Raw genomic sequence first — 25,302 nt, 5'->3', positions numbered from 1 at the left:
AGAGCGCGCATCCGCACATCCCCGGGTTCGAGCCGCACCGGCGCGAACACGCGACACCGATACCACTGCTGAGGGAGGCGATCGCATCATGGCGTCGAATCGCCGGTCCGCAGGACTGAACAGACCAACTCACGTCGAACCCACGGCCGTCTCCGTGCTCTCGACCGCCACCGGCGCACGACTCGACCTGATCGGGACGGTGCCTGCCGATGCCGCCGTCTCCGGGGTGTCGCTGCGTGCGCAGGACATCGTCGCGGGCGACCTGTTCGCAGCGCTGCCGGGCGGCCGCACGCACGGCGCCAGGTTTGCTGCCGAGGCCGTCGAGCGTGGCGCGACGGCGATCCTCACCGACGCGGCGGGCCGCGCAGAGCTCGGACGGGTGCTCCCGCCCGACGCCGCGTGCGCGGTACTCGTGCACGCCGACCCGCGGTCGATTCTCGGCGGCGTGAGCTCACGGATCTACGGCAACCCGTCGCAGCGCCTCAAGCTGATCGGCATCACCGGCACGTCGGGCAAGACGACAACGGCATACATGGTCGAGGCCGCGTTGATGGCTGCCGGTCACACCGTCGGATTGATCGGCACGGTGGAAACCCGCGTCGACGGTGTCGCTCAGGCGAGTTCACTGACGACACCCGAGGCCCCGACCCTGCAGGCATTGCTCGCCGCGATGCTCGAACGCGGCGTCGACGTCGTGGTCATGGAGGTGTCGAGTCACGCGCTGGCGCTCGGCCGCGTCGACGGAGCCCATTTCTCGATCGGTGCGTTCACCAATCTGTCGCAGGATCACCTCGACTTCCATCCGACGATGCGCGACTACTTCGAGGCCAAGGCACTCCTGTTCGCGGCGGGATCACCGACGCGGGCGGTGCGTTCGGTGGTGTGCGTCGACGACGAATGGGGTCGACGCATGCTCGACGTCGCGCGCCGCGGTAAGGGCATCGCGCCGATCACTGTCTCGACGACCGACGTCCCGGCCGAGTGGCATGCCGGACCGTCGACGATCGAGTCCGACGGCTCACAGCGCGTCGAGATCGCCGACGCCGCCGGGATCGGTCACGATCTCACGCTCAGGCTGCCCGGCCGCTACAACGTCGCCAACGCGACACTCGCGGTCGCGGTCGTGGTCGCGGCCGGTGTGCCCGTCACGACGGCGACCGCAGCGATCGCCGACGTGTCGGTTCCCGGTCGGCTGCAGCGCATCGATCGGGGGCAGGACTTCCTTGCCATCGTCGACTACGCGCACAAGCCGGGGGCGCTCGAAGCCGTGCTGACAACTCTCGACGAGCAGGCGCGCGGACGTGTCGCCGTCGTCATCGGCGCAGGCGGCGACAGAGACACGGCCAAGCGGCCGCTGATGGGCGAGGTGGCCGCGCGCCGCGCAGACCTCGTCGTGATCACCGACGACAACCCACGGACCGAGGACCCGGCAGCGATCCGCGCCGCTGTCCTCGCCGGTGCACAGGCCGTGCCGGATGCGGAGCGTCGAGCGGGTGTCGAGATCAGGGAGGTCGGCGACCGCCGTGGTGCGATCGAGGCCGCTATCGCGTGGGCGCGGCCCGGCGACATCGTCTTGGTGGCCGGTAAGGGCCACGAGGCAGGCCAGGAGATCGACGGCGTGAAGCATCCGTTCGACGACAGGGACGTCGTCGCCGAGGCCCTCGCGGGCGTCGTCGAGAACACGTCTGGGGCAGCTCGGTGAGTCCCGATGGCGGCCAAGGGGAACGACACATGGTCATCGTGCCTGCCGATGTCGAGACGGTGTCGCGCGCGATTCGCGACCTGGTGTCGCGCGCACGGGATTCACCTGAACGTGTGCGCACCTGGGCGATCATCGGCGACATGGGTACACGCGACGGTCTGACCGAGAACGAGCGCGTCGTCGAGCATGACAGGGTGGGGCGACTCGCCGTTCGGCTCGCCGTCGACAAGACCCTGTGCGTCGGAGAGTCACGTGCGGTCCGCGCGCTGCATCAGGGAGCCGTGATGGAGGGTTCCTGGGGCGACGAGGCGCGGTTGGTCGCAACGGTCGACGACGCGGCAGCAACGCTCGACACCGACGACTGGCGCCCGGCGCCCGACGACATGGTGCTCGTCGCGGGCACCGATCCCGCGCTGGCCGATCTGGCGGGTTCGGGTACATGAGCTGCGGGACTGGGGAGATGACGAGACAGGAACAAGGAGAGCGACGAGTGACCGTCGGGCGAACTGAGGGAGGACTGCTGCGGTGACCCAGATCCTCATTGCGGGTGCGATCGCCGTTGCGGTGTCGATCCTGCTCACTCCGGTGCTCATCCGTGTGTTCTCCCGCCAGGGATTCGGACAGGAGATTCGCGTCGAGGGGCCGCAGAGTCACCAGACCAAGCGCGGCACCCCGTCGATGGGTGGAGTGGCCATTCTGATCGCGCTGTGGGCGGGCTACTTCGGAGCGCACATCGTCGGAGTGTTCACCCACGACGGCAACGGGCCGACGGCGTCCGGGCTGCTCGTTCTGGGTCTCGCGACCGCACTCGGCGGCGTCGGGTTCCTCGACGACTTCATCAAGATCCGCAAGCACCGGAATCTGGGGCTCAACAAGACCGCCAAGTCGATCGGACAGTTCCTCGCGGCAATTCTGTTCGGCGTGCTCGTCCTCGGCTTCCGTAACGACTCGGGTTACACACCCGCGAGTCCGCACCTGTCCTACGTCCGCGACATCGACGCGATCTCGATGGTCTCGGTCGCATTCGTGGTGTTCTGCTGGCTGATCGTCGCGGCGTGGTCGAACGCCGTCAACTTCACCGACGGTCTCGACGGCCTCGCCGCCGGGTCGATGGCCATGGTGCTGGGAACCTACGTGTTGGTGACGTTCTTCCAGTTCGTCAACGCCTGCTCGGGAGGCGCCAAGCCTGCCGCCGACATCCCTCGGGGCTGCTACCAGGTGCGCGACCCCTTGGACCTCGCGCTGATCGCCGTCGCAGGTGGCGGCGCGTGCCTCGGGTTCCTCTGGTGGAACGCGGCACCGGCCAAGATCTTCATGGGCGACACGGGTTCGTTGGCTCTCGGCGGTCTGCTCGCGGGACTGTCGATCACCACCCGCACCGAACTGCTCGCGGTGGTCATCGGCGCGCTGTTCGTCGCGGAGATCATGTCGGTCGTCATCCAGATCGCGTTCTTCCGGACGACGGGTCGTCGTGTGTTCCGCATGGCGCCCTTCCACCACCACTTCGAACTCGGTGGCTGGGCGGAGACCACGGTGATCATCAGGTTCTGGCTGCTCACAGCCATTGCGTGTGCGCTGGGACTCTCGCTGTTCTACGGCGAGTTCCTCACGGTCAACGGCTGAGCGTGATGACCTCATCGTCGGAGCTGCATCTGCGCGGCAGGCGCGTGCTCGTCGCGGGCGCAGGCACAGCCGGGATGTCGGCGGCACGATTCCTGCTCGGTGTCGACGCTCAGGTCACGATCGCCGACGACAGATTCGGTGAGGTAGAGCCGACCGGTGTCGTCGGAGCCGATGCCGCGCGGACCGCCGGAGCCCGTCTCATCTCGATCGCCGAGCTCCTGGCCGACGACTCCTGGGTGGCGACGACCGACCTCGTCATCGCTTCGCCCGGATTCGCGCCGACCAATCCGCTGATGGTCGCAGCAGCCGAGCACGAGATCCCCGTGTGGGGCGAGGTCGAGCTCGCGTGGCGGGTCGACCGTGCCGGGCTGCTCGGCGCTCCGCGCACCTGGCTGGTCGTGACCGGAACCAACGGAAAGACCACGACGACGTCGATGCTGACCGACATCGTCGTCGAGAGCGGCCGCGACGCCGCAGCGTGCGGCAACATCGGATTGCCGGTGCTCGACGCGATGCAGACGCAACCGAGGGTCGACGTGCTGTGCGCCGAGTTGTCGTCGTTCCAGCTTCACTGGGCGCCGTCGATCACTCCCGATGCGGGTGTCGTGCTCAACATCGCCGACGATCACCTCGACTGGCACGGATCGTTCGCCGCGTACGCGGCCGACAAGCAGATCGCGCTGCACGGCGACGTGGGTGTCGTCGGCCTCGACGACGCCGTCGCCGCGGGCCTCCCCGTGCCGGGACGGCGCGTCGGGTTCACCCTCGGCGAACCCGCACCGGGTGAGCTCGGCGTCGTCGATGGCGAGCTGGTCGATCGGGCGTTCACAGCTGAACAGGACGGCGCGTCCGGGGGTACACCTCTGATCGCCGCGACGGCGATTCACCCCCCGGGTCCGTCGGGAGTGTCCGACGCCCTGGCGGCCGCGGCGTTGGCGCTGGCGATCGGCGTCGCGCCGTCGGCGATCGGTCGGGCGTTGAGCGCGTTTCGTCCCGCGGCACATCGGGGCGAGGTCGTCGTGACGATCGACGGCATCGACTTCGTCGACGATTCGAAAGCCACCAATCCGCACGCTGCTGCGGCGGCGATCGGTGCACACCGTCGCGTCGTGCTCATCGCGGGCGGGCTGTTGAAGGGTGCGTCGGTCGACGACATGATCACGGGCTCCGCGGATCGACTGGCCGGAGTTGTCGCGATTGGGCGAGACCGGGAGATCATTGTCGACGCGATTTCGCGACACGCCCCAAAAGTCCCAACAGTCACAGTATTCACAGGAGACGATGGCGGTGTGATTGCACAGCGCGCCCTCGGATCAGAAACGGATCCGGTGTCGAGCGGGGGACAACCCCCATTCGACGCCCCCGGGAACTCCGACGACCTCGCGACCGCGGTGATGAACCGTGCCGTCGCGGAGGCGTGGACGCTGGCCACGGCCGACGATCCGCGCCCCGACGCAGTGCTTCTGGCACCTGCGGCGGCGTCGCTGGACATGTTTCCCGGATACGGACGACGCGGTGATGCCTTCGCGGCCGCTGCGCGCTCGTTGCCGGGGAGTGCTCCCCGGGCGACGCAGCCGTGACGGCGACACAAGAAGACGCGTCGACCGAGGCGAAGAGCGCCGGCTCTGATTCCCCGCGTGCGTCGAAACGACGTACCGCGCCCAAAGCTCCCCGCTCACGCAGCGATGCCGCCGCCATTCCCGCGACGCTCGTCGAGGGCGTCCGCAATCTCCTGAGCCGCCCATTGGCGTCTTACCATCTGGTCCTGACGATGGCAGCGCTGATGACGTCGTTCGGTCTGATCATGGTGCTCTCGGCGTCGTCGGTGGAGGGCTACTCCGCCGACGGGTCGGCGTACGGCTTGTTTGCCAATCAGGTCATCTTCGTGGTGCTCGGTGCCGCCGTCTTCTACCTCACGCTGCGCATGCCGGTGCGGTTCTTTCGCCGCATGGCGGTCCCGATGATCGCGGTCACGACGATCATGTTGGCGCTCGTCCTGGTGCCGGGTATCGGCACCCTGAGCCAGGGCGCGCGGCGCTGGTTCGACATCAACGGCCTATCGGTGCAGCCGTCGGAGCTGGTCAAGGTCGCGCTGTGTGTCTGGGGTGCGCATCTGCTCGCGTCACGTCGACGCGACAACGCGTCACTTCGCGAGTTGCTCGTGCCACTCGTGCCTGTCGGCCTGCTGATCTGCCTGTTGATCATCCTCGAGCCCAACCTCTCGACGACGATCACCATCGCGATCATCGTCGGTGCTCTGCTCTGGTTCGCGGGCCTACCGATCAAGGTGTTCGCGGCCTTCGTCATCACCGGTATCGGCATCGCCGTCGTCCTGGCACTCGTCGAGAGCTACCGGTCGCAGCGCGTGATGAGCTTCCTCGGCGGCATCGACGATCCGCAAGGTGCCGGCTATCAGGCGCGGCAGGCGACGTTCGCGTTGGCCAACGGAGGCGTGTTCGGCGTCGGACTCGGTCAGAGCCGAGCCAAGTGGAACTACCTGCCCAACGCCCACAACGACTTCATCTTCGCGATCATCGGCGAGGAACTCGGGTTGATCGGTGGACTGCTCGTCGTCTTCCTGTTCGTCGTGTTGGCGTTCACCGGCTTCCGTATCGCGCACCGCTGCACTGACCCGTTCCTGCGGTTGATGACCTCGACCATCACGGTTCTGATCACCGCGCAGGCCTTCATCAACATCGGATACGTCATCGGACTGCTGCCCGTGACGGGAATCCAGTTGCCGTTGCTGTCTGCAGGCGGCACGTCGACTCTGACGGTGCTGGCGATGCTCGGCCTGTTGGCCAATGCCGCGCGGCATGAGCCGGAGGCCGTCGCGGCCTTGACGACCGGCCAGCGCAGTCGCGTCAGCCGCTGGTTCCGACTGCCGACTCCCGTGGCCTACAAGCCGAGTCGCGCCGAGAGTGCGCGGAATCGCCTCGACGCGCGCGATGGTCGCGCACCTGCCGCGTCCGGGGCACGACGTTCCGTGCCTCGCACTCGGGTACCTGCGTGGCGTCGGGCGATCGGCGAGCGCTTCTTCGGCGTGGCACCGGAGACGAGTCCACCCGTCGACAGACGCGGGGCGCCTCGGTCGGGTCCGGTCCGCGTCGACTACCGTGTCGGGTATTCAGGCAGTGGGCAGCGTCGTGACGACGCACACGATCAGCGTCGTGACAACGCCCGCGGACACGATCACCGGAACCCATCGCGACGATCGTCGGACTCCGCCCGTGCAAGCCAATCCGCCCGTCGTGCGACAGCCAGGGCGGTGCCGGGGTCGGCACGAAGCGGGTCAGCCGGGACATCGAGGTCGGACTCGGGGCGCTATTCGGGCCACACGGGGAGAACTGACAAGATGTCGGGTGGGTCGCGGCGGTCGGGCAGCGGTCGCTGATCGTCTCGTTGCGAGCAGAACAGATGTGAACGGAGTGCAGACCGAATGGGTCCGGACGAAACACGGGTCACGACAACCGACCCGGGGGCTGCGGGAGGCAGTGACCGAAAGCTGTCGGTTGTGGTCGCCGGTGGTGGCACCGCAGGTCACATCGAACCGGCGCTCGCTGTCGCGGACGCCGTGCACAGACTCGATCCGACCGCTCGGATCACCGCCTTGGGCACCTCTCGAGGACTCGAGACGACGCTCGTTCCCGAACGCGGCTACGACCTCGCGCTGATCCCGCCCGTACCGCTGCCGCGTAAGCCCGGCATCGAGCTGGCGAAGACACCCACGCGGCTGCTCCGCTCGGTTCTGGCCACACGCAAAGTCCTCGCCGACGCGAAGGCCGACGTCGTGGTCGGATTCGGCGGTTACGTCTCGATGCCCGCCTACCTGGCGGCCAGGGCCCATCTGCGGCCGAGTCGGCGGCTGCCGATCGTGATCCACGAGGCCAACGCCAGTGCCGGTGTCGCGAACAAGGTCGGCGCCCGCTTCGCCGACGTCGTGATGGCCGCGGTCGACGGCTCGGGACTCGACGGCGCCGAGGTGGTCGGCATCCCGGTGCGCGGCGTGATCGCCGACCTCGACCGCAAGGGCCTGCGTGCGAAGGCCCGCCACTATTTCGGCCTCGACGAGGATGCGCCGACCCTGCTCGTGTTCGGCGGTTCGCAGGGAGCGCAGCGACTCAACGAGGCGGTCGCGGGCGCAGCTGATGCACTGGGGCGTGCCGGGATCGGAGTCTTGCACGCGTACGGACCCAAGAACACGATCGACCCGGTCTCACCCGAGGGCGCTCCGCCGTATCGGGCCGTCGGCTACCTCAAGCGCATGGACCTCGCCTACGCGGCTGCCGATCTCGTGATGTGCCGGTCTGGTGCGATGACGGTTGCCGAGGTGTCGGCGACCGGGCTCCCAGCCATCTACGTTCCCCTCCCGCACGGCAACGGTGAGCAGCGACTCAACGCGCTGCCGGTCGTCGAAGCCGGCGGCGGGGTGCTCGTCGCCGACGACGAGGTCACCGCGGACTGGGTGGCGGCCAAGGTCCCCGAACTCCTCGGTGACCCCGATCGGCTCGGGGCAATGTCGGCGTCGGCATCGGGGACCGGCCACGGCGACGCCGCGAACGCTGTGGCACGAGCAGCCCTCGACCTCGCTGCGTCCCATCGGCTCGGGCGCAAGACTCGGGCCGCGCAGCGCGGCGAGCAGCCGCAGGTCGCTGCGGACGCACCGGTCGCCACCAAGGATCGCGAGCCAGCGGCTCGCGATGAGGGCACGAGCGGACCTGGCGCTCCCGATGACGGGGCGGCGTTTCGTTCGGCGGAATCGGCCCGCGAGCGGTGACAATCGACGACGTGACCCCACCACACCCCGAGCGTTCACACCCCGAGCCGGGAGCCGCGCCGCTGCCGGACGAGCTTCGTCGAGTCCACATGGTCGGTATCGGCGGGGCAGGAATGTCGGGGCTTGCGCGGATTCTGCTGTCCCGAGGTGGTCAGGTGTCGGGATCGGACGCCAAGACCAGTCGCGGAATCATCGCGCTGCGTGCGCGCGGCGCCGAGATCACGATCGGTCACGACGCCGCCGCGCTGGATGTGCTGCCCGGCGGTCCGACCGTCGTCGTCACGACGCACGCCGCAATACCCAAGACCAATCCGGAACTCGTCGCGGCACGCGAGCGTGGGATCCCGATTCTGTTGCGGCCCCACGTCCTCGCAGGACTTATGGCCGACCACCGTACGCTGCTCGTCGCCGGAACACACGGCAAGACGTCGACGACGTCGATGGCCGTCGTCGCGCTGCAGCATGCTGGCCTCGATCCGTCGTTCGCGATCGGCGGCGAGCTCAACGAGTCGGGCACCAACGCCCATCACGGTAGCGGCGACGTATTCGTCGCGGAGGCCGACGAGAGCGACGGGTCGCTCCTCGAATACACCCCCGACATCGTGGTGATCACCAACATCGAAGTCGACCATCTGGATTTCTTCGGCAGCGTCGAAGCATATGTCGCGGTGTTCGACGAGTTCACCGAGAAGATCCGGCCGGGCGGCACGCTCATCGTCTGCCTCGACGATCCGGGAACCGTGGCACTCGCGCAGCGACGCGCCTCCGAGCTGACCGCGCGCGGTGTCCGGGTGCTCGGGTACGGCACCGACGCCGACACGGTCTCCATCCCGGACGTCATCCCGGCGGCCACGCTGCTCTCGTGGGCGCCGCAGGGGAGTGGCGGGGTGGCCGATGTGAGGTTCACGCAGCCGGTCGCCGACACCGCCATCGAGGTCCCGATCACTCTCACGACACCGGGAATCCACATGGCACGCAACAGCCTCGGCGCGATCCTCGGCGCGGTGTGCGCTGGCGGTGAACTGGCCGATGTCGTCGTGGGGGTCGAGGCATTCGGCGGTGTCCGACGCCGCTTCGAATACAAGGGGAGTGCCGCAGGCGTCGCGGTATACGACGACTACGCGCACCACCCGACCGAGGTCGCCGCGGTGCTCGCCGCAGCCCGCGGTGTGGTGGCACGAGGTGCCGGCGAGCACTCTCGAGGTGGTCACCAGGGTCGGGTGATCGCCGTCTTTCAACCCCACTTGTATTCGCGCACAGAAGAATTCGCGGAGGAGTTCGCCTCCGCTCTCGACGCGGCCGACGAAGTGATCGTCGCGGACGTCTACGGGGCACGTGAGGCGCCCATTCCGGGTGTGAGTGGTCGGAGCATCACAGACGGCCTCACCGGGAGCCATCGGTTCGTCCCCGATCTCTCGACGCTTGCCGGGGCGGTCGCCACGATCGCGCAGCCCGGCGACATCGTGTTGACCCTCGGTGCCGGAGACATCACCATGCAGGGACCCGAGATCCTCGCCGCACTCGACGACGCCCGCGCAGCGTCGCGCACGACCAACGGAGGCGAGGGCGCGTCGTGACCCGGTTCCTGCCGGAACGTCGAGGAGCGCGCATGCTGCTCGGGGTCGCGGCCGTCGTGATCGTCGTCGTCGGACTCGTTCTCGTCGCGTTCTTCACACCGCTGATGTCGGTGCGCACTACCACCGTCGAGGGTGCCAAGGGAGTGCAGACAGGCGAGATACTCCATGCGGCCGACGTCGCGTCGGGGACGCCCCTGCTGCGGGTCGACACCCGTGTCGTCGCCCAGCGGATAGCGGCGATCCCGTCGATCGAGTCCGCGCGGGTACAGCGTGAGTACCCGTCGTCGCTGCTGATAACGGTTGTCGAGCGGCAGCCGACCGCCAGGGTCGTCGACGGCGACAAGGTGCACATCCTCGACCGCACCGGCGTCTCGTACCTGACCTACGCCACCAGGGGACTGCCCGGCGAGTACGCCGCGCTTCCGGTGTTCACCACGCCCAACCCCGGACCATCGGATCCGACGACCGTCGCAGCCATGAAGGCAACCGCGGGACTACCCGACGACATCTCGGAGCAGGTGACGGCGATCGACGCCTCCTCACCCGTAGACATCGAGTTCACGCTCAAGGGCAACCGCAAGGTCGTCTGGGGCGATTCCGCCAGAGGCGACGAGAAGGCGCGGACCCTCGGATACCTGCTGCCGCGCAAGGCCTCCGAGTACAACGTGTCGAGCCCGGACTTCCCGGCTGTGAAGTAGCGCAGGCCGAGCCTTCTGCGTCGGCTTCGCCGCCGCGGCCCCTCCGCTGCTTGAGCCGATCCCGCGTTGATCGAGCCGATTCCGCGCCGATCGAGCCCATCCCTCGCTGATCGAGCCGATCCCGCGCTGATCGAGCCGGCCCCTCGCTGATCGAGCCGGTCTCTCGCCGATCGGGCCGATCCGTCGCTGCTTGAGCCCATCCGTCGCTGATCGAGCCCATCCCTCGCTGATCGAGCTTGTCGAGATCACCCCACCCACCCGACCGAGTCCCACCCGCGAGCGAGCCGCGCCAAAAAACACAGCGACACGCCGCGCCGCCTGCTGGCTCCAGGGGCAACGGGTGCATAGCGTTCTCGACAACAGACCACTTGACATAACTCTAAATCTATGGTTCAGGTTTAGGGTTTTGGATCGATAAGGAAGGCGAGCGCCATGACGCCACCGCACAACTACCTGGCCGTGATCAAGGTCGTCGGCATCGGCGGCGGCGGCGTGAACGCCGTCAACCGAATGATCGAGCAGGGCCTCAAAGGCGTTGAATTCATCGCCATCAACACCGACGCGCAAGCGCTGTTGATGAGCGATGCCGACGTCAAGCTCGACGTCGGCCGTGATTCGACGCGCGGTCTCGGAGCAGGCGCCGACCCCGAGGTCGGCCGCCGCGCCGCCGAGGACGCCCGCGACGAGATCGAAGAGCTTCTCAAGGGCGCCGACATGGTGTTCGTGACCGCGGGAGAGGGCGGCGGCACCGGCACCGGCGGTGCGCCGGTCGTCGCGTCGATCGCACGCAAGCTGGGTGCGCTGACCGTCGGCGTCGTGACGCGTCCGTTCGGCTTCGAGGGCAAGCGTCGCGGGGGACAGGCCGAGGCCGGCATCACCGCACTGCGTGAGTCCTGCGACACGCTCATCGTCATCCCCAACGACCGACTCCTGCAGTTGGGCGACGCCCAGGTCAGCCTCATGGACGCGTTCCGTAGCGCCGACGAGGTGCTGCTCAACGGCGTGCAGGGCATCACGGATCTGATCACGACGCCCGGCCTGATCAACGTCGACTTCGCCGACGTCAAGGGCGTCATGAGTGACGCGGGTTCGGCGCTCATGGGCATCGGGTCGTCGCGCGGCGAGGAGCGTGCGCGCAAGGCCGCCGAGGCAGCGATCAACTCGCCGCTGCTCGAGTCGTCGATGGAGGGTGCGCGCGGTGTGCTGATGTCTATCGCCGGTGGCAGCGACCTGGGTCTGTTCGAGATCCACAACGCCGCGACGCAGGTCCAGGAGGCCGCACACGAGGACGCCAACATCATCTTCGGCACGGTCATCGACGACAACCTCGGCGACGAGGTGCGCGTCACGGTCATCGCCGCGGGATTCGACGGCGGTACCCCGCGCAAGCGCACCGACGCCCCCTCGGCCGTCGGCAAGACGGCTGTCGGAGCGGGCCAGGCAGGCACCGTGAACCCCGCGGAGAAGAGCGACCCGCTCTTCGGGCAGATGCCGCAGGAGGGCGCTGGTGACCCGTTCGCCGATCGCCCGGCCTCGCCGCCCCGCCGCAACAGCGTCACGCTCGACGATGATGACGTCGACGTGCCGTCGTTCATGAAGCGCTGACGAACGTGAGCGTGCCGATCACGCCCCGGGTGCGTCGTGTGGTGACCACCCGGGACGGTGGTGTGTCGCAACCGCCGTACGACACGTTCAATCTGGGCGACCACGTCGGCGACGACCCGAATGCCGTCGCCGCGAACAGGACTCGGCTCGCGTCGCAGCTGGGTCTCGCCGACGACCGCGTTGTCTGGATGGAACAGATCCACAGTCGCAACGTGACTGTGGTCGACGCCCCGGTCGGCCACGCAGTCGAGGCAACCGACGCGCTCGTGACGACGACGCCGGGCCTGGCGCTCGCGGTACTCAGCGCCGACTGCGTGCCGGTACTGCTGAGCGACGACGAGGCGGGTGTGATCGCCGGGGTGCATGCCGGACGTGTCGGAGCGCGCATCGGGATCGTCCCGGAAACGCTGCGCGTCATGATCTCGTTGGGTGCGCGCCCCGAGCGGATCGGCGCATTTCTCGGCCCTGCCGCATGTGGCCGCCAATACGAGGTCCCCGCTGCGATGCAGCGCGACGTCGAAGAGCATCTTCCGGGCAGTGCCTGCCTGACAGACAAGCGCACCCCCGGGCTGGATCTGCGTGCCGGCCTGCGTCGGCAACTGCTCGCGCTGGGTGTGGCAGCGGTGGCAGAGGACCCGCGGTGCACGATCGAGGACGCGCACCTCTTCAGCCACCGACGCGGTGCGCCCACGGGCAGGCTCGCATCCGTCATCTGGATCGACCCGAGCCCGGAGTCGTCGTGATGACTGCACCCGAAGAGCGCACAGCTCAACTGGCGCAGTCGCTGTCGGCTGTGCGTACACGTCTCGACGCCGCGGTCGACGCCGCTGGACGACGACGAGGTGACGTCGAGCTACTCGTCGTCACAAAGTTCTTCCCTGCGGCTGATGTCGCGCGATTGATCACGTTGGGCGAGAAGGGTTTCGGCGAGTCGCGGGAACCCGAGGCGAGTCGCAAGATCGACGAACTGCGCGCAGAAGCGGGCGGCGACCTCGGCGACGTCGCATTCGACATGATCGGTTCGGTCCAGACCAAGAAGGCGCGCACCGTCGCCAGGTGGGCGCGCGCGGTGCACTCGGTCGACCGCGACAAGCTCATCGATCACCTGGCGACAGCGAGCCGGTCCGCACTCGACGACGGTGAGCGGAGCACGCCGCTCGGCATCTATCTGCAACTGAGCCTCGACGCTGACCCGACCAGGGGTGGTGCGCTCGAGGACGAGCTTCCCGAGCTGGCTGACAGGGTCGAGGCAAGCGATTCGCTGGCACTGCGCGGGCTGATGGTCGTTGCACCGCTCGACGGCGATGTCGACGAGTGGATGGCGCGAACCGCGCAGGCGCATGAACGGTTTCGGACCAGATTCCCGCAGGCGACCGGGTTGTCGGCGGGTATGTCGTCCGATCTCGAAAGTGCCGTCGCACATGGATCGACATGCGTGCGTGTCGGTACCGCAATCATGGGTCCGCGCCCGTTAATCTCTCACTAGTCACATTGGTCACATGCGAACCAACGAGAACAAACTCCACACTGACAACACTCGCGAACCCGCCGCGGGTGTCGGATGACCAGAGAGGCCTCACATGACCACGATGCAGAAGTTCAAGGCATATTTCGGCATGGTGCCTCCGAGCGAGTACGAGGACGACTACTTCGACGAGCCCGGACCGGGTCCCGTGCGGTCGGCGTCGCGTGAGCGCGCGTATCGCGACGACTACTACGGCGAGGCGCCGCTGCGTGACGGCTACGGCGATTCCTACGCCGACCCCGGGTATCGCGACGCTGTAGACGCGGGCTACGACGAGCGACGCTTCGGCCCGGGCTTCGATTCGGCACCCGGCTACGAGCAGGGGTACCAGGGCGACTACACCTACGCGGGTCCGCGCCACTCCGAGCCCGCCGAGCGGCCCCGCCCGGTGTCGCGCCTCGAGCCGCTCCAGCGGTCGAGTGCGGCACCGCACCGATCGGCCGCGGTTGCGGCCTCTGCGAGTCCTGACCTCGAGCAGGTATTCGCCGACGGTCCGCTCCACAAGATCACGACGCTGCGCCCCGCCGACTACAGCGAAGCGCGCACGATCGGCGAGCGGTTCCGTGACGGAAATCCGGTCATCATGGATCTCGTCGACATGAGCAACGACGACGCGAAGCGCCTTGTCGACTTCGCAGCAGGCCTCGCGTTCGCACTGCGTGGCTCGTTCGACAAAGTCGCCACGAAGGTGTTTCTCCTCTCACCGGCTGACATCGACGTCTCAGCGGAGGATCGCAAGAAGATCGCCGCGACGGGCTTCTACAACCACGGCTGACACCGGCTTATTCGGCGGGCGAATCGCAACACGGTTCGCCCGCCGAAGCTCGGTTGGCCTCCACCTCTGCTCGCGCGCACCAGGTCAGCGGTACCTGGCGTGCAGCGTGCCCGACATATCAGGCACTCTTGACTCGTGGCGATTCTGTTCGAAGTCCTCTACTACGTGCTGTTCATCTACTGGCTGCTGCTGCTTGCGCGCCTCGTCATCGAATTGGTGCGCACCTTCGCGCGTGAATGGCGGCCGACGGGTATCGCAGTTGTGATCATCGAGGCGGTATTCACGGTCACCGACCCGCCGATCAAGGCGCTCCGACGCGTCCTGCCGCCGATCCCGCTCGGGCCCGTCCGACTCGACCTGTCGCTGATGATCGTGATGATTGTCGTCCTCATCCTGATGTCGGTCATGCGAGGCCTCGCCAACAGTGCCGCATCGGATGCTCTCGCCAGCGGACTCATCTGAGATTTCCGATCACTCGTGTGACCTGCGATCACTCGTCGTCAGGCCGGTGTGACGGTGCTCCCGGCGTGTCGTCTGATCGGCCGTTGCGCGTGGTCTCGGTGCCGCGACACGATCGAATGTTCTACCGTTGAGTGTCATCATCGAGTGACTGTTGAGTTGCAGGACGGCATCGAACGTATGCGACAAGCGGTTCAGATGTGACAGGATGAGACGCCAGTTACGGATTTTGACTGGTATGAATATTGAGTGACAGTCTGTACACATAGGCTGTGACTTGCCCGCCCAACTGAAGACCAAGCTCGAACGACACCAGCTCGAGACGACCCAACGCTCTAACGACAATGAGGGGAACCGACATGCGGCTGACACCAGCTGATGTGCACAACGTCGCGTTCAGCAAACCGCCGATCGGTAAGCGCGGCTACAACGAGGACGAAGTCGATCAGTTCCTTGACTTTGTCGAAGCAGAGCTCGCTCGTCTGATCGAGGAGAACGGCGACCTCAAACAACGTGTCGAAGAGCTCGAGGGTGAGCTCGCCGACGCAAAGGCAGGCAGCGGCGACGCAACGCCTTCCACGTCGACCGCTCAGTCGACCGCCGACGATTCCACACAGGTTTTCGCCGCGGCGCCCACCGAGGTGCAGACTCCGCAGCAGCCGGTCGCTGCTGCCGCACCTGCGCCGCTGGCCAACGACGACTCCAACGTTCGCGCGGCTCGCGTTCTCGCGCTCGCGCAGGACACCGCCGACCGTCTGACCGGATCTGCACGCCAAGAGGCCGATACGCTTCTCGCGGATGCGCGTTCGCGTGCCGACACCATGGTCTCCGAGGCCCAGACGAAGTCCGACGCCCTGCTGTCCGACGCTCGTCAGCGGTCGGAGGCCATCCTCGCCGATTCGCAGACCCGGTCGGAAGCTCAGCTCCGCCAGGCACAGGAGCGGTCCGAGGCGTTGCAGAGCGATGCCGAGCGCAAGCACAGCGAAATCATGGGCACCATCAACCAGCAGCGTGGCGTTCTCGAGGGTCGCATCGAACAGCTCAAGACGTTCGAGCGCGAGTACCGGACCCGCCTCAAGACCTACCTCGAATCCCAGCTCGAAGAGCTGCAGCAGCGCGGCAGTGCGGCGCCGGTCGAGAGTGGTCGTCCCGATCAGTCCTTCTCGTCGGACCCGGGTAACGGCGGCTTCAGCAGCTACTCGCAGAGCTGATCGGCCTTCGGCGGAGTCATTAGGCAGATGACGTGCTGAGTCTGGCGCTCGCGGCCACCCTGGTGGGGTTTGTGCTGCTCATCGTCGGGTTGATCACCGGAACGGTGTGGCTCGCGGTGGCATGCATCGTTGTCTGTCTGATCGGTCTGGGATTCCTGATCGTCGACATCATCGGCTCCGGCCGAAAAGATGATCGGGACCCGGGCGATGATCAGGTCGACGAGGAACCCGACACTCGGGGGCGTCGCAGCGACGCTGTCGCTGAGAGCGACCGCTCCGAAAGCGACGTCTTCGACGCTGGCGCTGCCCGACGCGATTCCCCTCCGCAGTCGTCGTGGCAGGGCGTGATTCAACCCGGCGGGCGGTCGGGTCCACGCTCCGACGTCACATCGAATCCGGAATCAGGCCCCGACGCATCTGGTGCGGTTGCCCCCGATGCCGATGCACGCAGCGCTGATTCGCCAAGCGCCGGTTCATCAAGTGCAGACACGCGCGGCACGGATGCACCCCCCTCAGAGGCAAAGTCTGTGCCGTCCTCGCGAGAGGGCAATTACGACGACTATCTGCGTGCCGTCGGGGGCGATCCCGCAACCGGCGGATTCCGCCGACCACCGGCGGCCGGCGAGCAGGCACCGCCGCAGTCCGGCGAGCAGGCAGGACCGCCGCAGTTTCGCTCGGAGCAGCGCCCGCCGGCGCAGGGCTACAGGCAGCAGCCCCCTCAGGGTCCATCCGCTCAGGGCTACCCGCCGCAACCGTATTCGCAGCGCCCGTATCCTCAGGGTCCGTATCCTCAGCGCCCGTATCCGCAGGGCGACGAACCACAGCGCCAGCCGGGCGCTGACCAGCGTTCCGGAACGGCGCCTCGACAGTCAGATCGCGAGCAGCCGCGCGGGATACAGCAACCGCCGTCCGACGACGGAAAGCCGTCGGATCGGCCGTGGGAACAGCCCGAGCGTGAGCAGGGGAGCGGAACCGCGCGTTTCGATCCGCTCGATCCCAACTGGCGTCCTCCGCTCGACTGATCCGGAACGACCCACCCCGAGTGACCCCTGCGGCGTCGATTGCGGGCGGTCAACAGTCGATTCGTGGCCGGGTTGCCTCGGTCGCTACACTGAAAGCGCATTGATCCGGCCATCACCGGGGAGCACCCGGAAGAACGGATTCTCGTCACGCATCGCGTGAGTCGGTGAGCGTCCCAGTAGAACCGGGCGGGAGTGGCCCGTCATAGCCGCAGGCCAATTCGGTTGGCAGTGTTGGAGCACTCTGGGTGTGTGAACATCCCGGCGTTGTTCGCCTGCCTATCCGAGATGGCCATGAGCGGCATCGGAGTAATCCGGTGCAAGCGGGGTGGTACCGCGCACACGTCGTGCGTCCCCGTGCCAAGAGCACATGCACACGTCCGGTGAGGACGTGCGAGCCAGGCACGAGGAGTCAGCGTGAGCGAGCAGTCAGAATCGGCAACACGTGTGTACCCGGTCGTCGACATGACCGGCGGCGTACGTAGTGGTGCGCCTTCATTCCCCGACGTCGAGCTCAACGTGCTCGACTACTGGAAGAACGACGACACGTTCGCCGCATCCATCGCCAACAGAGCCGACGCCCCCGAGTTCGTCTTCTACGACGGGCCGCCGTTCGCCAACGGCCTGCCCCACTACGGTCACCTGCTGACCGGTTACGTGAAGGATCTGGTACCGAGGTACCAGACGATGCGCGGCAAGAAGGTCGAGCGTCGATTCGGCTGGGACACACATGGTCTGCCCGCAGAGCTCGAAGCCGAACGTCAACTCGGAATCACCGACAAGTCGGAGATCGAGAAGATGGGCGTCGAGAAGTTCAACGACTTCTGCCGCGACTCTGTGCTTCGTTACACCGGAGAGTGGCGTGACTACGTCACCCGCCAGGCTCGCTGGGTCGACTTCGACAACGACTACAAGACCCTCGACATCGACTTCATGGAGTCGGTGATGTGGGCATTCAGGCGGCTCTGGGACAAGGGACTCATCTATCAGGGATACCGTGTGCTGCCGTACTCCTGGTACGAGCAGACACCGTTGAGCAACCAGGAATCCAAGCTCGACGACGCCTACCGCATGCGCCAAGACCCCGCTCTCACGGTCAGCATGCCGCTTGTCATCGACTCCGACGGTCCATTGTCGGCGTTGGACGGGGTCAACGCGCTGATCTGGACGACGACACCCTGGACATTGCCGTCGAACCTCGCGATCGCCGTCAACCCCGATGTCTCCTACGTGCATGTGCGCGCGGCGGACGGTCGTGAGTATCTGCTTGCCGAGCCTTTGCTCGGCAGCTACGCCAAGGAGATCGTCGACCCGGAGGTGCTGGGCACGTATCAGGGCAGCGACCTGGAGGGTTTGGCCTACACACCGCCGTTCGACTTCTTCGTCGGGCATCCCAACGCGCACCGCGTCTTGCTCGGTGATTACGTCACCACCGACAGCGGCACCGGAATCGTCCATCTCGCACCGGCTTTCGGTGAGGAGGACATGGAGCTCTCGACCGCCAACGGCATCGAGGTCGTGCAACCACTCGACGCCGGTGGCCGATTCACCTCGCAGGTGCCGCCGTATGAGGGCCTCATGGTGTTCGACGCCAACGCTCCGATCATCAAGGACCTCAAGGCCGGCGGGTCACACGTTCTCGCTGCGTCGGACGGGCACGAGGGGCGCGTTGTCCGGCACGAGACCATCGAACACTCCTACCCGCACTCGTGGCGGTCGGGAAAGCCGTTGATCTACATGGCCGTTCCGTCGTGGTTCGTCGCGGTCGACCCGATCAAGGACCGCATGATCGAGCTGAACAAGCAGATCACCTGGTCGCCGGCACACATCCGCGACGGCCAGTTCGGCAAGTGGCTCGAGGGTGCACGCGACTGGAACATCAGTCGTAATCGCTACTGGGGCGCGCCGATCCCGGTGTGGGTCTCCGACGACCCGGAGTACCCGCGCACCGACGTCTACGGCTCGCTCGATGAGCTCGAGCGCGACTTCGGCGTGCGCCCGAACAACTTGCACCGCCCCTACATCGACGATCTGACGCGGCCCAATCCCGATGACCCGACCGGAAATTCGACGATGCGTCGCGTTCCCGAGGTCCTCGACTGCTGGTTCGAGTCGGGCTCGATGCCGTACGCCCAGGTGCACTATCCGTTCGAGAACTCGGAATGGTTCGACGGGGCGAGTGACGGTTCGGAGCCTGCGCACAATCCGGGCGACTTCATCGTCGAGTACAACGGTCAGACCCGTGGATGGTTCTACAACCTGCACGTGCTCGCGACTGCGCTCTTCGATCGTCCGGCATTCAGAACCGTTGCGGCGCACGGCATCGTGCTCGGCGACGACGGCCAGAAGATGTCGAAGTCCAAGCGCAACTATCCCGACGTCAACGAGGTGTTCGACCGCGATGGCAGCGATGTGATGCGGTGGTTCCTGATGGCGTCGCCGATCCTGCGTGGCGGCAATCTCGTGGTGACGGAGAAGGGAATCCGCGAGGGCGTGCGTCAGGCGCTGCTCCCGTTGTGGAATGCCTACAGCTTCCTGCAGCTCTACGCCGACCGGCCCGCCACGTGGCGCACCGACTCGTCGAACGTGCTCGACCGGTACATCCTGGCGAAGCTCGCCGTCACGCGCGACGCCATGACCGAGGCCCTCGACGTCTACGACGTCTCCGGGGCGTGTGATGCGTTCCGCGAGTTCGTCGAGTCGCTCACCAATTGGTATGTGCGCCGTTCGCGGGCACGTTTCTGGGCGGGCCAGGATGAGGACCCGGAGGCTTTCGACACCCTGTACACGGTGCTGGAGGTTGCGAGTCGCCTTGCGGCACCGCTGCTTCCGCTGGCGACCGAAGCCATCTGGCGTGGGCTGACCGGTGAGCGGTCGGTGCACCTGACCGACTGGCCGACGAGTGACGAACTGCCTGGCGACCCCGACCTCGTTGCGGCGATGGACGACGTGCAAGCGGTGTGCTCGACGGCGTCGAGCGTGCGCAAGGCCAACAAGCTCCGTGTGCGACTGCCGTTGCCGCAGTTGACCGTCGCGTCGCCCAACGCCGATCGCCTCGCGCCCTACACCGATCTGATCGCCGATGAAATGAACGTCAAGTCCGTGGAATTGTCCACTGACGCAGATCAATACGGTCATTACGAGCTCGCGGTCAATGCGCGCGCCGCAGGACCACGCCTCGGCAAGGATGTGCAGCGCGTCATCAAGGCGGTCAAGGCGGGGAACTGGAGCGTGCGGACCGCCGACGACGGTAGCGAGATCGTGTCGGCCGACGGCATCGACCTCGAACCGGGCGAGTACAGCAGGAAACTCGTTGCGGAGGAACCGGATTCGACGGCCGAACTCCCCGGTGGGGGCGGACTCGTCGTCCTCGATACGAACGTCACCGAAGACCTCGAGTCGGAGGGTTGGGCGAAGGATCGCGTGCGTGAACTCCAGGAGGCACGTCGCAATCTCGGGCTCGACGTGTCGGATCGCATCGAGGTGCGCTTCGTGGTGCCCGAGCAGCGACTCGAATGGGCTCGACGCCACGCCTACATGATTGCCGGTGAGGTGCTCGCGACGTCGTTCGTCGTCGAATCGGCAGACGACTCGGCTGCGGGTGCGATCGAACTCGGCGACGGGGTGACGGCAGACGTCAACAAGGCGGGCTGAGCAGCAGTTCGTCGGTGCGGCAGTCAGTCGTCGAACAGCAGCGACAGGACGGCGTCGACCTGCGTGGTGAACAACGCGTCAGGATGTGTGAAGGTGTCGGCGCCGTACTGTCCGAAGACGTCGAGGCTGATCCCGCCGATGATGGTCGCCCAGAGGGTTGTCGCCGCGGCGACGACCTCTGCGGGCATGTCGACGCCGAACTCGTCGAGGATCTGTCGCATGTCGGCGGCGACCTCCGGCGAGATCGGCGGCAGCTGCGCACGCACGTCACCGTCCCGGTGCGCGGCCGCCAGCTCGACGACGAGTCGACCGACCACGCGCGTTCCGGGAAGCGTCGTACGCTCGGCCGGTGCCGAGTACCCGGGCACCGGACTGCCGTACAGCAGCGCCCACCGCGCGGGGTCGGCGACTGCCCACGCGCGCATCGCAATGGCCATGCGCCGCAAGCGCTTCCGCGATCCGCTGGCCCCGTCTGTGCGGTCAGCGTCATTGTCAGCGTCAGCGGCGGCGTCGACGGTGTCGGCGAGGTCGTTGTAGCCCTCCACCAGAAGTAGGGTCAACAGCTCGTCGCGGCTGGGAACGTACCGGTAGACCGCGGAGGAAACGACGCCGAGGTCGCGAGCGATCGCCCGTAGTGACAGCCCGGCAGCGCCCTGCGTGCGCAGGTGTTCGCGGCCAAGCCGCATGATCTCGGCCTCCATCGCCGCGCGATTGTCGGCCCGTGTCTTTCCCGTTCCCATGCCGACAGTCTGCCAGATCAGAGAGCGGTGCTCTTGCATTTCCTCGACTCAGGGCGCACACTCGATTATCGAGAGCGGTGCTCTCAGTTCATCTGCGACGTAGAGGAGTAGCCGCCATGCACTCAACGCAACACCACGTCACGCCCGGCCGCTCGGACCGCGTCTTCAATTCCGTCGTTCGCTGGCTCGCCGACCGCGGGGTCAACCTCGCCGGTGCGCAGACGCTGACCATCGTCGGACGAAAATCTGGTGCACCACAGAGGATTCCGGTGAATCCCATTGCGTTCGACGGTCGCGAGTACCTCGTGGCGGTACGCGGCAACACCCAGTGGGTCCGCAATGCCCGAGCCGCGCGGACCGCGCACCTGCGTCGTGGCCGCAACGATAGAACGGTGACGCTCGCCGAGGTCGACGTCGCCGATCGCGGTCCGATCATCCGCGCATATCTGAAGCGCTGGGGGTGGGAGGTCGGCCGATTCCTGCCCGACGGCATGACGACCGACCCATCCGACGAACAACTGCACACACACGCGGCGTCGATCCCGGTCTTCGCCGTCGGCAGGGCGACTACCGGGTAAGTCCCTGAAGAAGCCCCGATCGACCTGCTTAGTCTTGATGTGTGTCAGCAGTGTCCGGTTCGCCCGCAGACGGGGAACGCAGCACCCGGTGGGTGATGCACTTGGACATGGACGCCTTCTTCGCCTCGGTGGAGCAGCTGACGAGGCCGACGCTCGCCGGTCGCCCCGTGCTCGTCGGTGGGACAGGGGGCCGCGGTGTCGTCGCGGGCGCCAGCTACGCCGCACGCCGATTCGGAGCGCACTCGGCCATGCCGATGCACCAGGCCCGACGCCTCGTCGGAGCGTCGGCGGTGGTGCTTCCACCACGCGGCTCGGTGTATCGCGTGGTGAGCAGCAGGATCTTCGGCATCGTGCGTGAAGCGGTGCCGGTCATCGAGATGTTGTCATTCGACGAGGCATTCGGAGAGCCCGTCGACCTCGTCGGTGCCACCGCGGCCGACGCCGAGGCCTTCGCGCAGGAGATCCGTGCCCGCATCTTCGAGGGCGTGGGGTTGGCCGCCTCCGTCGGTGTCGGCAGCGGCAAGCAGATCGCGAAGATCGCCTCGGGAATGGCCAAACCCGATGGGGTCATGGTCATTCCGCCGAGCAGACAACTCGACTTCCTCCACGCACTACCGGTCCGCAAACTCTGGGGAATCGGGCCCGTCTCCGGAGAACGGTTAGCGCGCCTCGGTATTGACACGATCGGCGACCTCGCCGCGATGTCCGACATCGAGGTCGCCTCGGTACTCGGTTCCAGCGTCGGACCCGCACTGCACATGCTCGCGCGCGGACACGACGACCGGCCCGTCACCGAACGCGCCGCGGCCAAACAGATCAGCGCCGAATCGACCTTCGCACGCGACATCGTCGACCTTGCCGGCCTGCGACCCGCGATCGACAAGTCGGCGGCGGACGCGCATCGTCGACTCCTCTCCGACGGACGCGGTGCGCGCACCGTCGTGCTGAAACTCAAGCGATCGGACATGTCGATCCTGACCCGGTCGTCGACGCTGCCCGCCGCGACGACCGATCTCGACACCCTCACATCGATGGCCCGTCGCCTTGCCCTCGATCCGCAAGAGGTCGGCCCCATTCGCCTTGTCGGGGTGGGCTTCTCAGGTCTGTCGGCCGTCGAGCAGTACGCACTGTTCGGCGACGGTGATATCGCACCGACAGCCGACCTCGCGCCGATCACCGACGCAGATCTCGAAGCGCCAGATCTTGAAGCCCCAGATCGTGAAGGCGCCATCGCCATCGACACGGTTCCACCCTCGGACGGCTTCGAAACCACCCACTCCGCCGTCTCCGACAGCGGCGCTGGATCTGCTGTCTCCGGCAGCGGTGCTGAATCTGATGTCTCCGACAGCGGAAGCTGGGCGACGACCGGCGTCGACGTGGTGCACCCCGAGTTCGGGCACGGCTGGGTGCAGGGGGGCGGGCACGGCGTGGTGACCGTGCGATTCGAAACGCGGGCAACAGGACCCGGCATCGCGCGCACATTCTCAGCCGACGATGACGCGTTGCGACGCGGTGACCCACTCGACAGTCTCGCGTGGCCCGATGTACCGCGCTGAGCCCTCAGGCCACGACAGTCAGGCGGCAGGTTCGGAACGGCGGAAGAAGTCGGCGACGTCGTCGGCGTCGTGCCCGGTGGACAGCAGCGCGATCAGCGCCATGCGTGCCTGTGGCGCGCGCAACCAGCGGGACACCACCGCGCCTGCGCGTTCGAGGTCGACAGCTCCACCGCCGCCGCCATAGGTCGCGACGACAGGGCCGTAGGGAACGCGTGTCGTGACGACGACGGCGACCCCCGCGCGTCGTGCGGCGACGACCTCGGCGGTGATGTCGGGATGGGTGTTGCCCGAACCCGTCGCCGCGAGCACGATTCCCGACGCACGCTGCGCGACGGCTGCGGCGATGATTCCCGCGGCGACGCCGGGATATAACGCGTAGGTATCCACGCGGGCCAGGCGTTCGGGCAGCGCGTCGACGACGAGGGGGCGTGGAAGCGCGGCGTGCACGGTGTCGAAGGCCTCGGTCGCTGTGGTCGAGACCTTGAACGCTCCCCGAACCGGCAGCACGCGTCCGCCCAAAGCAAGCACGACGCCTCGTCCATGACTATCCGGATCGGCTGCCACCTCGATGGCCGCCGCGATGTTCGCGGGCCCGTCGGCCTCTGGGGTGTCGGCGGGGTACTGCGCACCGGTGAACACGATGGGGCGGGGGTCGTCGGAGACGAGGTCGGCCAGAAATGCCGTCTCTTCCATCGTGTCGGTGCCGTGGGTGACGACGACCCCGGTCACGTCGGGATCGGCAAGCGTGGCTGTGACAGCCCGCACCACCTGCGCCTGCTGAGTCACCGTGATCGCTGAGCTGTCCACCGACATGAGGTCGTTGGTCTCGATGACGGGAGTGACCGCCGAGGGCGTCGTTGCCTGGGCAAGCAGTTCGGACGCGCTCAAGACCGGCACCGCCCCGTCCGCGCTCTGGCGAGCTGCGACCGTTCCGCCCGTGGTGATCAGCGCGATTCGGGGTTGCGTCATGCCAGACAGCGTCCCTGGAACCGATGTCGGCCGTCAACCGTTTCACCCGTCGGCACTGCTCGTACGACGCCGCAATGCTCATCGAGATCGCGACAACTGGCGATCTCGGCGGGTACGCGTCGTGGGGTGGAGTCGATGTGTTTGGCATAGTGGTGTGAGTTTGTGGCCACGGGGGTGGATATGGCGACCGTTGTGACGGTCGCCGTGAACCGCGTACGACTCGCGAATCACCGCCGAACACGATCATCGCCGACGTTGAATGTGAGGAAGATCCTTGAAGTTCCCTAAGTTCGTAGGTGCCGCCATCATGGCTGCCGCAGTCGCCACGTCCCTCGCGGCGTGCAGCAGCAGCGACGATTCCGACGACGTCCCCACGGTCGCCACGACGACCAGTGCCGCAGCCACCTCTGAGGCAGGCGCGTCGGGTGCCGACGCCGGGGTCACCAATCCGAACGTCCGCCCGAGCGTCGCGACACTGAACGCGATGCTGGACAAGGCTCTCGATCCGAACGTGCCGAACTCGGAGAAGACCGAACTCGTGCAGGGTTCCGAGAAGGATCCGCAGCTCTTCGACAAGCTCGTCAAGGCACGCGAGGACAACAAGGACGTCACCTACCAGATCTTCCCGCCGGTGATCCCGGCCGGACCGAACAAGGCCACGGTGAAGGTTCAGGTGAAGCTCCCCGACAACCCGCCGACCAAGCTCGACGCCCAGATCGTGTACGCGGACGGACGTTGGAAGCTCGCGAGCGACTCGGTGTGCCCGATCCTGTCCGGCAACAACATCAAGAGCGCCATGTGCACCCAGTGATTCAAGTGCACGCCTGGATTCAA

Annotated in this window: 22 protein-coding genes; 20 read left to right on the top strand and 2 right to left on the bottom strand. The window is 66.9% G+C overall.

Annotated elements, in window-relative coordinates:
* Nucleotides 1-88 precede the first annotated feature (88 nt).
* The 16 genes from RND64_RS13260 to ileS all read left to right on the top strand — a co-directional run bounded on the left by RND64_RS13260 (nt 89) and on the right by ileS (nt 20,625).
* Entirely contained in the window at nt 89-1,702 is a 1,614-nt protein-coding gene (locus RND64_RS13260; RefSeq protein ID WP_049698579.1) for a UDP-N-acetylmuramoyl-L-alanyl-D-glutamate--2,6-diaminopimelate ligase, read from the top strand.
* 29 nt (nt 1,703-1,731) lie between these two features.
* A complete protein-coding gene (locus RND64_RS13255) occupies nt 1,732-2,145 on the top strand; it encodes a hypothetical protein (RefSeq protein ID WP_049698237.1) in 414 nt (137 codons plus the stop codon).
* A gap of 82 nt (nt 2,146-2,227) precedes the next feature.
* Nucleotides 2,228-3,325 carry a phospho-N-acetylmuramoyl-pentapeptide-transferase gene (gene mraY, locus RND64_RS13250; RefSeq protein ID WP_049698236.1) on the top strand — a complete coding sequence of 366 codons (1,098 nt, stop codon included), beginning with the start codon at nt 2,228-2,230 and terminating at the stop codon, nt 3,323-3,325.
* Nucleotides 3,326-3,330: 5 nt separating this feature from the next.
* The gene (murD, locus tag RND64_RS13245; RefSeq protein WP_049698578.1) at nt 3,331-4,905 is read left to right on the top strand and encodes a UDP-N-acetylmuramoyl-L-alanine--D-glutamate ligase; all 1,575 of its coding nucleotides are present in this window, start codon (nt 3,331-3,333) and stop codon (nt 4,903-4,905) included.
* Nucleotides 4,902-6,719: a putative lipid II flippase FtsW gene (gene ftsW / locus RND64_RS13240; protein WP_290723280.1), complete on the top strand. Its 1,818-nt coding sequence runs from the start codon at nt 4,902-4,904 to the stop codon at nt 6,717-6,719. Before murD ends, ftsW begins: the two co-directional genes overlap by 4 nt.
* Before the next feature lie 45 nt (nt 6,720-6,764).
* On the top strand, nt 6,765-8,102 hold the full coding sequence (murG, locus tag RND64_RS13235) for an undecaprenyldiphospho-muramoylpentapeptide beta-N-acetylglucosaminyltransferase (protein WP_049698234.1): 1,338 nt from the start codon (nt 6,765-6,767) through the stop codon (nt 8,100-8,102).
* Between the two features lie 89 nt (nt 8,103-8,191).
* Nucleotides 8,192-9,679, top strand: coding sequence for a UDP-N-acetylmuramate--L-alanine ligase (murC, locus tag RND64_RS13230; RefSeq protein WP_049698577.1), 1,488 nt, complete (start codon nt 8,192-8,194; stop codon nt 9,677-9,679).
* 32 nt (nt 9,680-9,711) lie between these two features.
* Complete coding sequence (locus tag RND64_RS13225) at nt 9,712-10,377, top strand: cell division protein FtsQ/DivIB (RefSeq protein WP_200903222.1); 666 nt, start codon at nt 9,712-9,714, stop codon at nt 10,375-10,377.
* Between the two features lie 432 nt (nt 10,378-10,809).
* Entirely contained in the window at nt 10,810-11,982 is a 1,173-nt protein-coding gene (gene ftsZ, locus RND64_RS13220; protein ID WP_049698232.1) for a cell division protein FtsZ, read from the top strand.
* 5 nt (nt 11,983-11,987) lie between these two features.
* Nucleotides 11,988-12,725 (top strand): peptidoglycan editing factor PgeF, encoded by a 738-nt coding sequence (pgeF, locus tag RND64_RS13215; RefSeq protein WP_235434301.1) that lies wholly within the window; start codon nt 11,988-11,990, stop codon nt 12,723-12,725.
* A complete protein-coding gene (locus RND64_RS13210) occupies nt 12,725-13,468 on the top strand; it encodes a YggS family pyridoxal phosphate-dependent enzyme (RefSeq protein WP_049698231.1) in 744 nt (247 codons plus the stop codon). Before pgeF ends, RND64_RS13210 begins: the two co-directional genes overlap by 1 nt.
* A gap of 94 nt (nt 13,469-13,562) precedes the next feature.
* Nucleotides 13,563-14,282, top strand: a complete 720-nt coding sequence (locus RND64_RS13205; protein WP_049698230.1) for a cell division protein SepF — start codon at nt 13,563-13,565, stop codon at nt 14,280-14,282.
* Between the two features lie 135 nt (nt 14,283-14,417).
* Nucleotides 14,418-14,744 (top strand): YggT family protein, encoded by a 327-nt coding sequence (locus RND64_RS13200; RefSeq protein WP_049698229.1) that lies wholly within the window; start codon nt 14,418-14,420, stop codon nt 14,742-14,744.
* A gap of 356 nt (nt 14,745-15,100) precedes the next feature.
* Nucleotides 15,101-15,952 carry a DivIVA-like cell division protein Wag31 gene (wag31, locus tag RND64_RS13195; RefSeq protein ID WP_049698575.1) on the top strand — a complete coding sequence of 284 codons (852 nt, stop codon included), beginning with the start codon at nt 15,101-15,103 and terminating at the stop codon, nt 15,950-15,952.
* 32 nt (nt 15,953-15,984) lie between these two features.
* On the top strand, nt 15,985-16,974 hold the full coding sequence (locus RND64_RS13190) for a hypothetical protein (RefSeq protein ID WP_049698228.1): 990 nt from the start codon (nt 15,985-15,987) through the stop codon (nt 16,972-16,974).
* Nucleotides 16,975-17,436: 462 nt separating this feature from the next.
* A complete protein-coding gene (gene ileS / locus RND64_RS13185; protein ID WP_331436670.1) occupies nt 17,437-20,625 on the top strand; it encodes an isoleucine--tRNA ligase in 3,189 nt (1,062 codons plus the stop codon).
* A 23-nt stretch (nt 20,626-20,648) separates the two neighbouring features.
* Here the strand turns inward: ileS and RND64_RS13180 are convergent, their stop codons facing one another.
* Nucleotides 20,649-21,365: a TetR/AcrR family transcriptional regulator gene (locus RND64_RS13180; RefSeq protein WP_083444344.1), complete on the bottom strand. Its 717-nt coding sequence runs from the start codon at nt 21,363-21,365 to the stop codon at nt 20,649-20,651.
* A gap of 116 nt (nt 21,366-21,481) precedes the next feature.
* On the opposite strand from RND64_RS13180, the gene RND64_RS13175 reads away from it, so the two are divergent.
* Nucleotides 21,482-21,943, top strand: a complete 462-nt coding sequence (locus RND64_RS13175; RefSeq protein ID WP_049698226.1) for a nitroreductase/quinone reductase family protein — start codon at nt 21,482-21,484, stop codon at nt 21,941-21,943.
* 95 nt (nt 21,944-22,038) lie between these two features.
* Nucleotides 22,039-23,499, top strand: a complete 1,461-nt coding sequence (locus RND64_RS13170; RefSeq protein ID WP_235434327.1) for a DNA polymerase IV — start codon at nt 22,039-22,041, stop codon at nt 23,497-23,499.
* A gap of 18 nt (nt 23,500-23,517) precedes the next feature.
* Here the strand turns inward: RND64_RS13170 and RND64_RS13165 are convergent, their stop codons facing one another.
* A complete protein-coding gene (locus RND64_RS13165; RefSeq protein ID WP_049698225.1) occupies nt 23,518-24,468 on the bottom strand; it encodes an asparaginase in 951 nt (316 codons plus the stop codon).
* Nucleotides 24,469-24,491: 23 nt separating this feature from the next.
* On the opposite strand from RND64_RS13165, the gene RND64_RS13160 reads away from it, so the two are divergent.
* On the top strand, nt 24,492-24,626 hold the full coding sequence (locus tag RND64_RS13160) for a hypothetical protein (RefSeq protein WP_268760660.1): 135 nt from the start codon (nt 24,492-24,494) through the stop codon (nt 24,624-24,626).
* A gap of 116 nt (nt 24,627-24,742) precedes the next feature.
* A complete protein-coding gene (locus RND64_RS13155; RefSeq protein WP_049698224.1) occupies nt 24,743-25,279 on the top strand; it encodes a hypothetical protein in 537 nt (178 codons plus the stop codon).
* The last annotated feature ends 23 nt before the right edge of the window (nt 25,280-25,302 follow it).

The sequence above is a fragment of the Gordonia sp. w5E2 genome, from assembly GCF_036540975.1.
Lineage (GTDB): Bacteria > Actinomycetota > Actinomycetes > Mycobacteriales > Mycobacteriaceae > Gordonia > Gordonia jacobaea.
The sequence above is the reverse complement of the archived record's forward strand: the minus strand, read 5'-3'. Positions and strand labels throughout refer to the sequence as shown.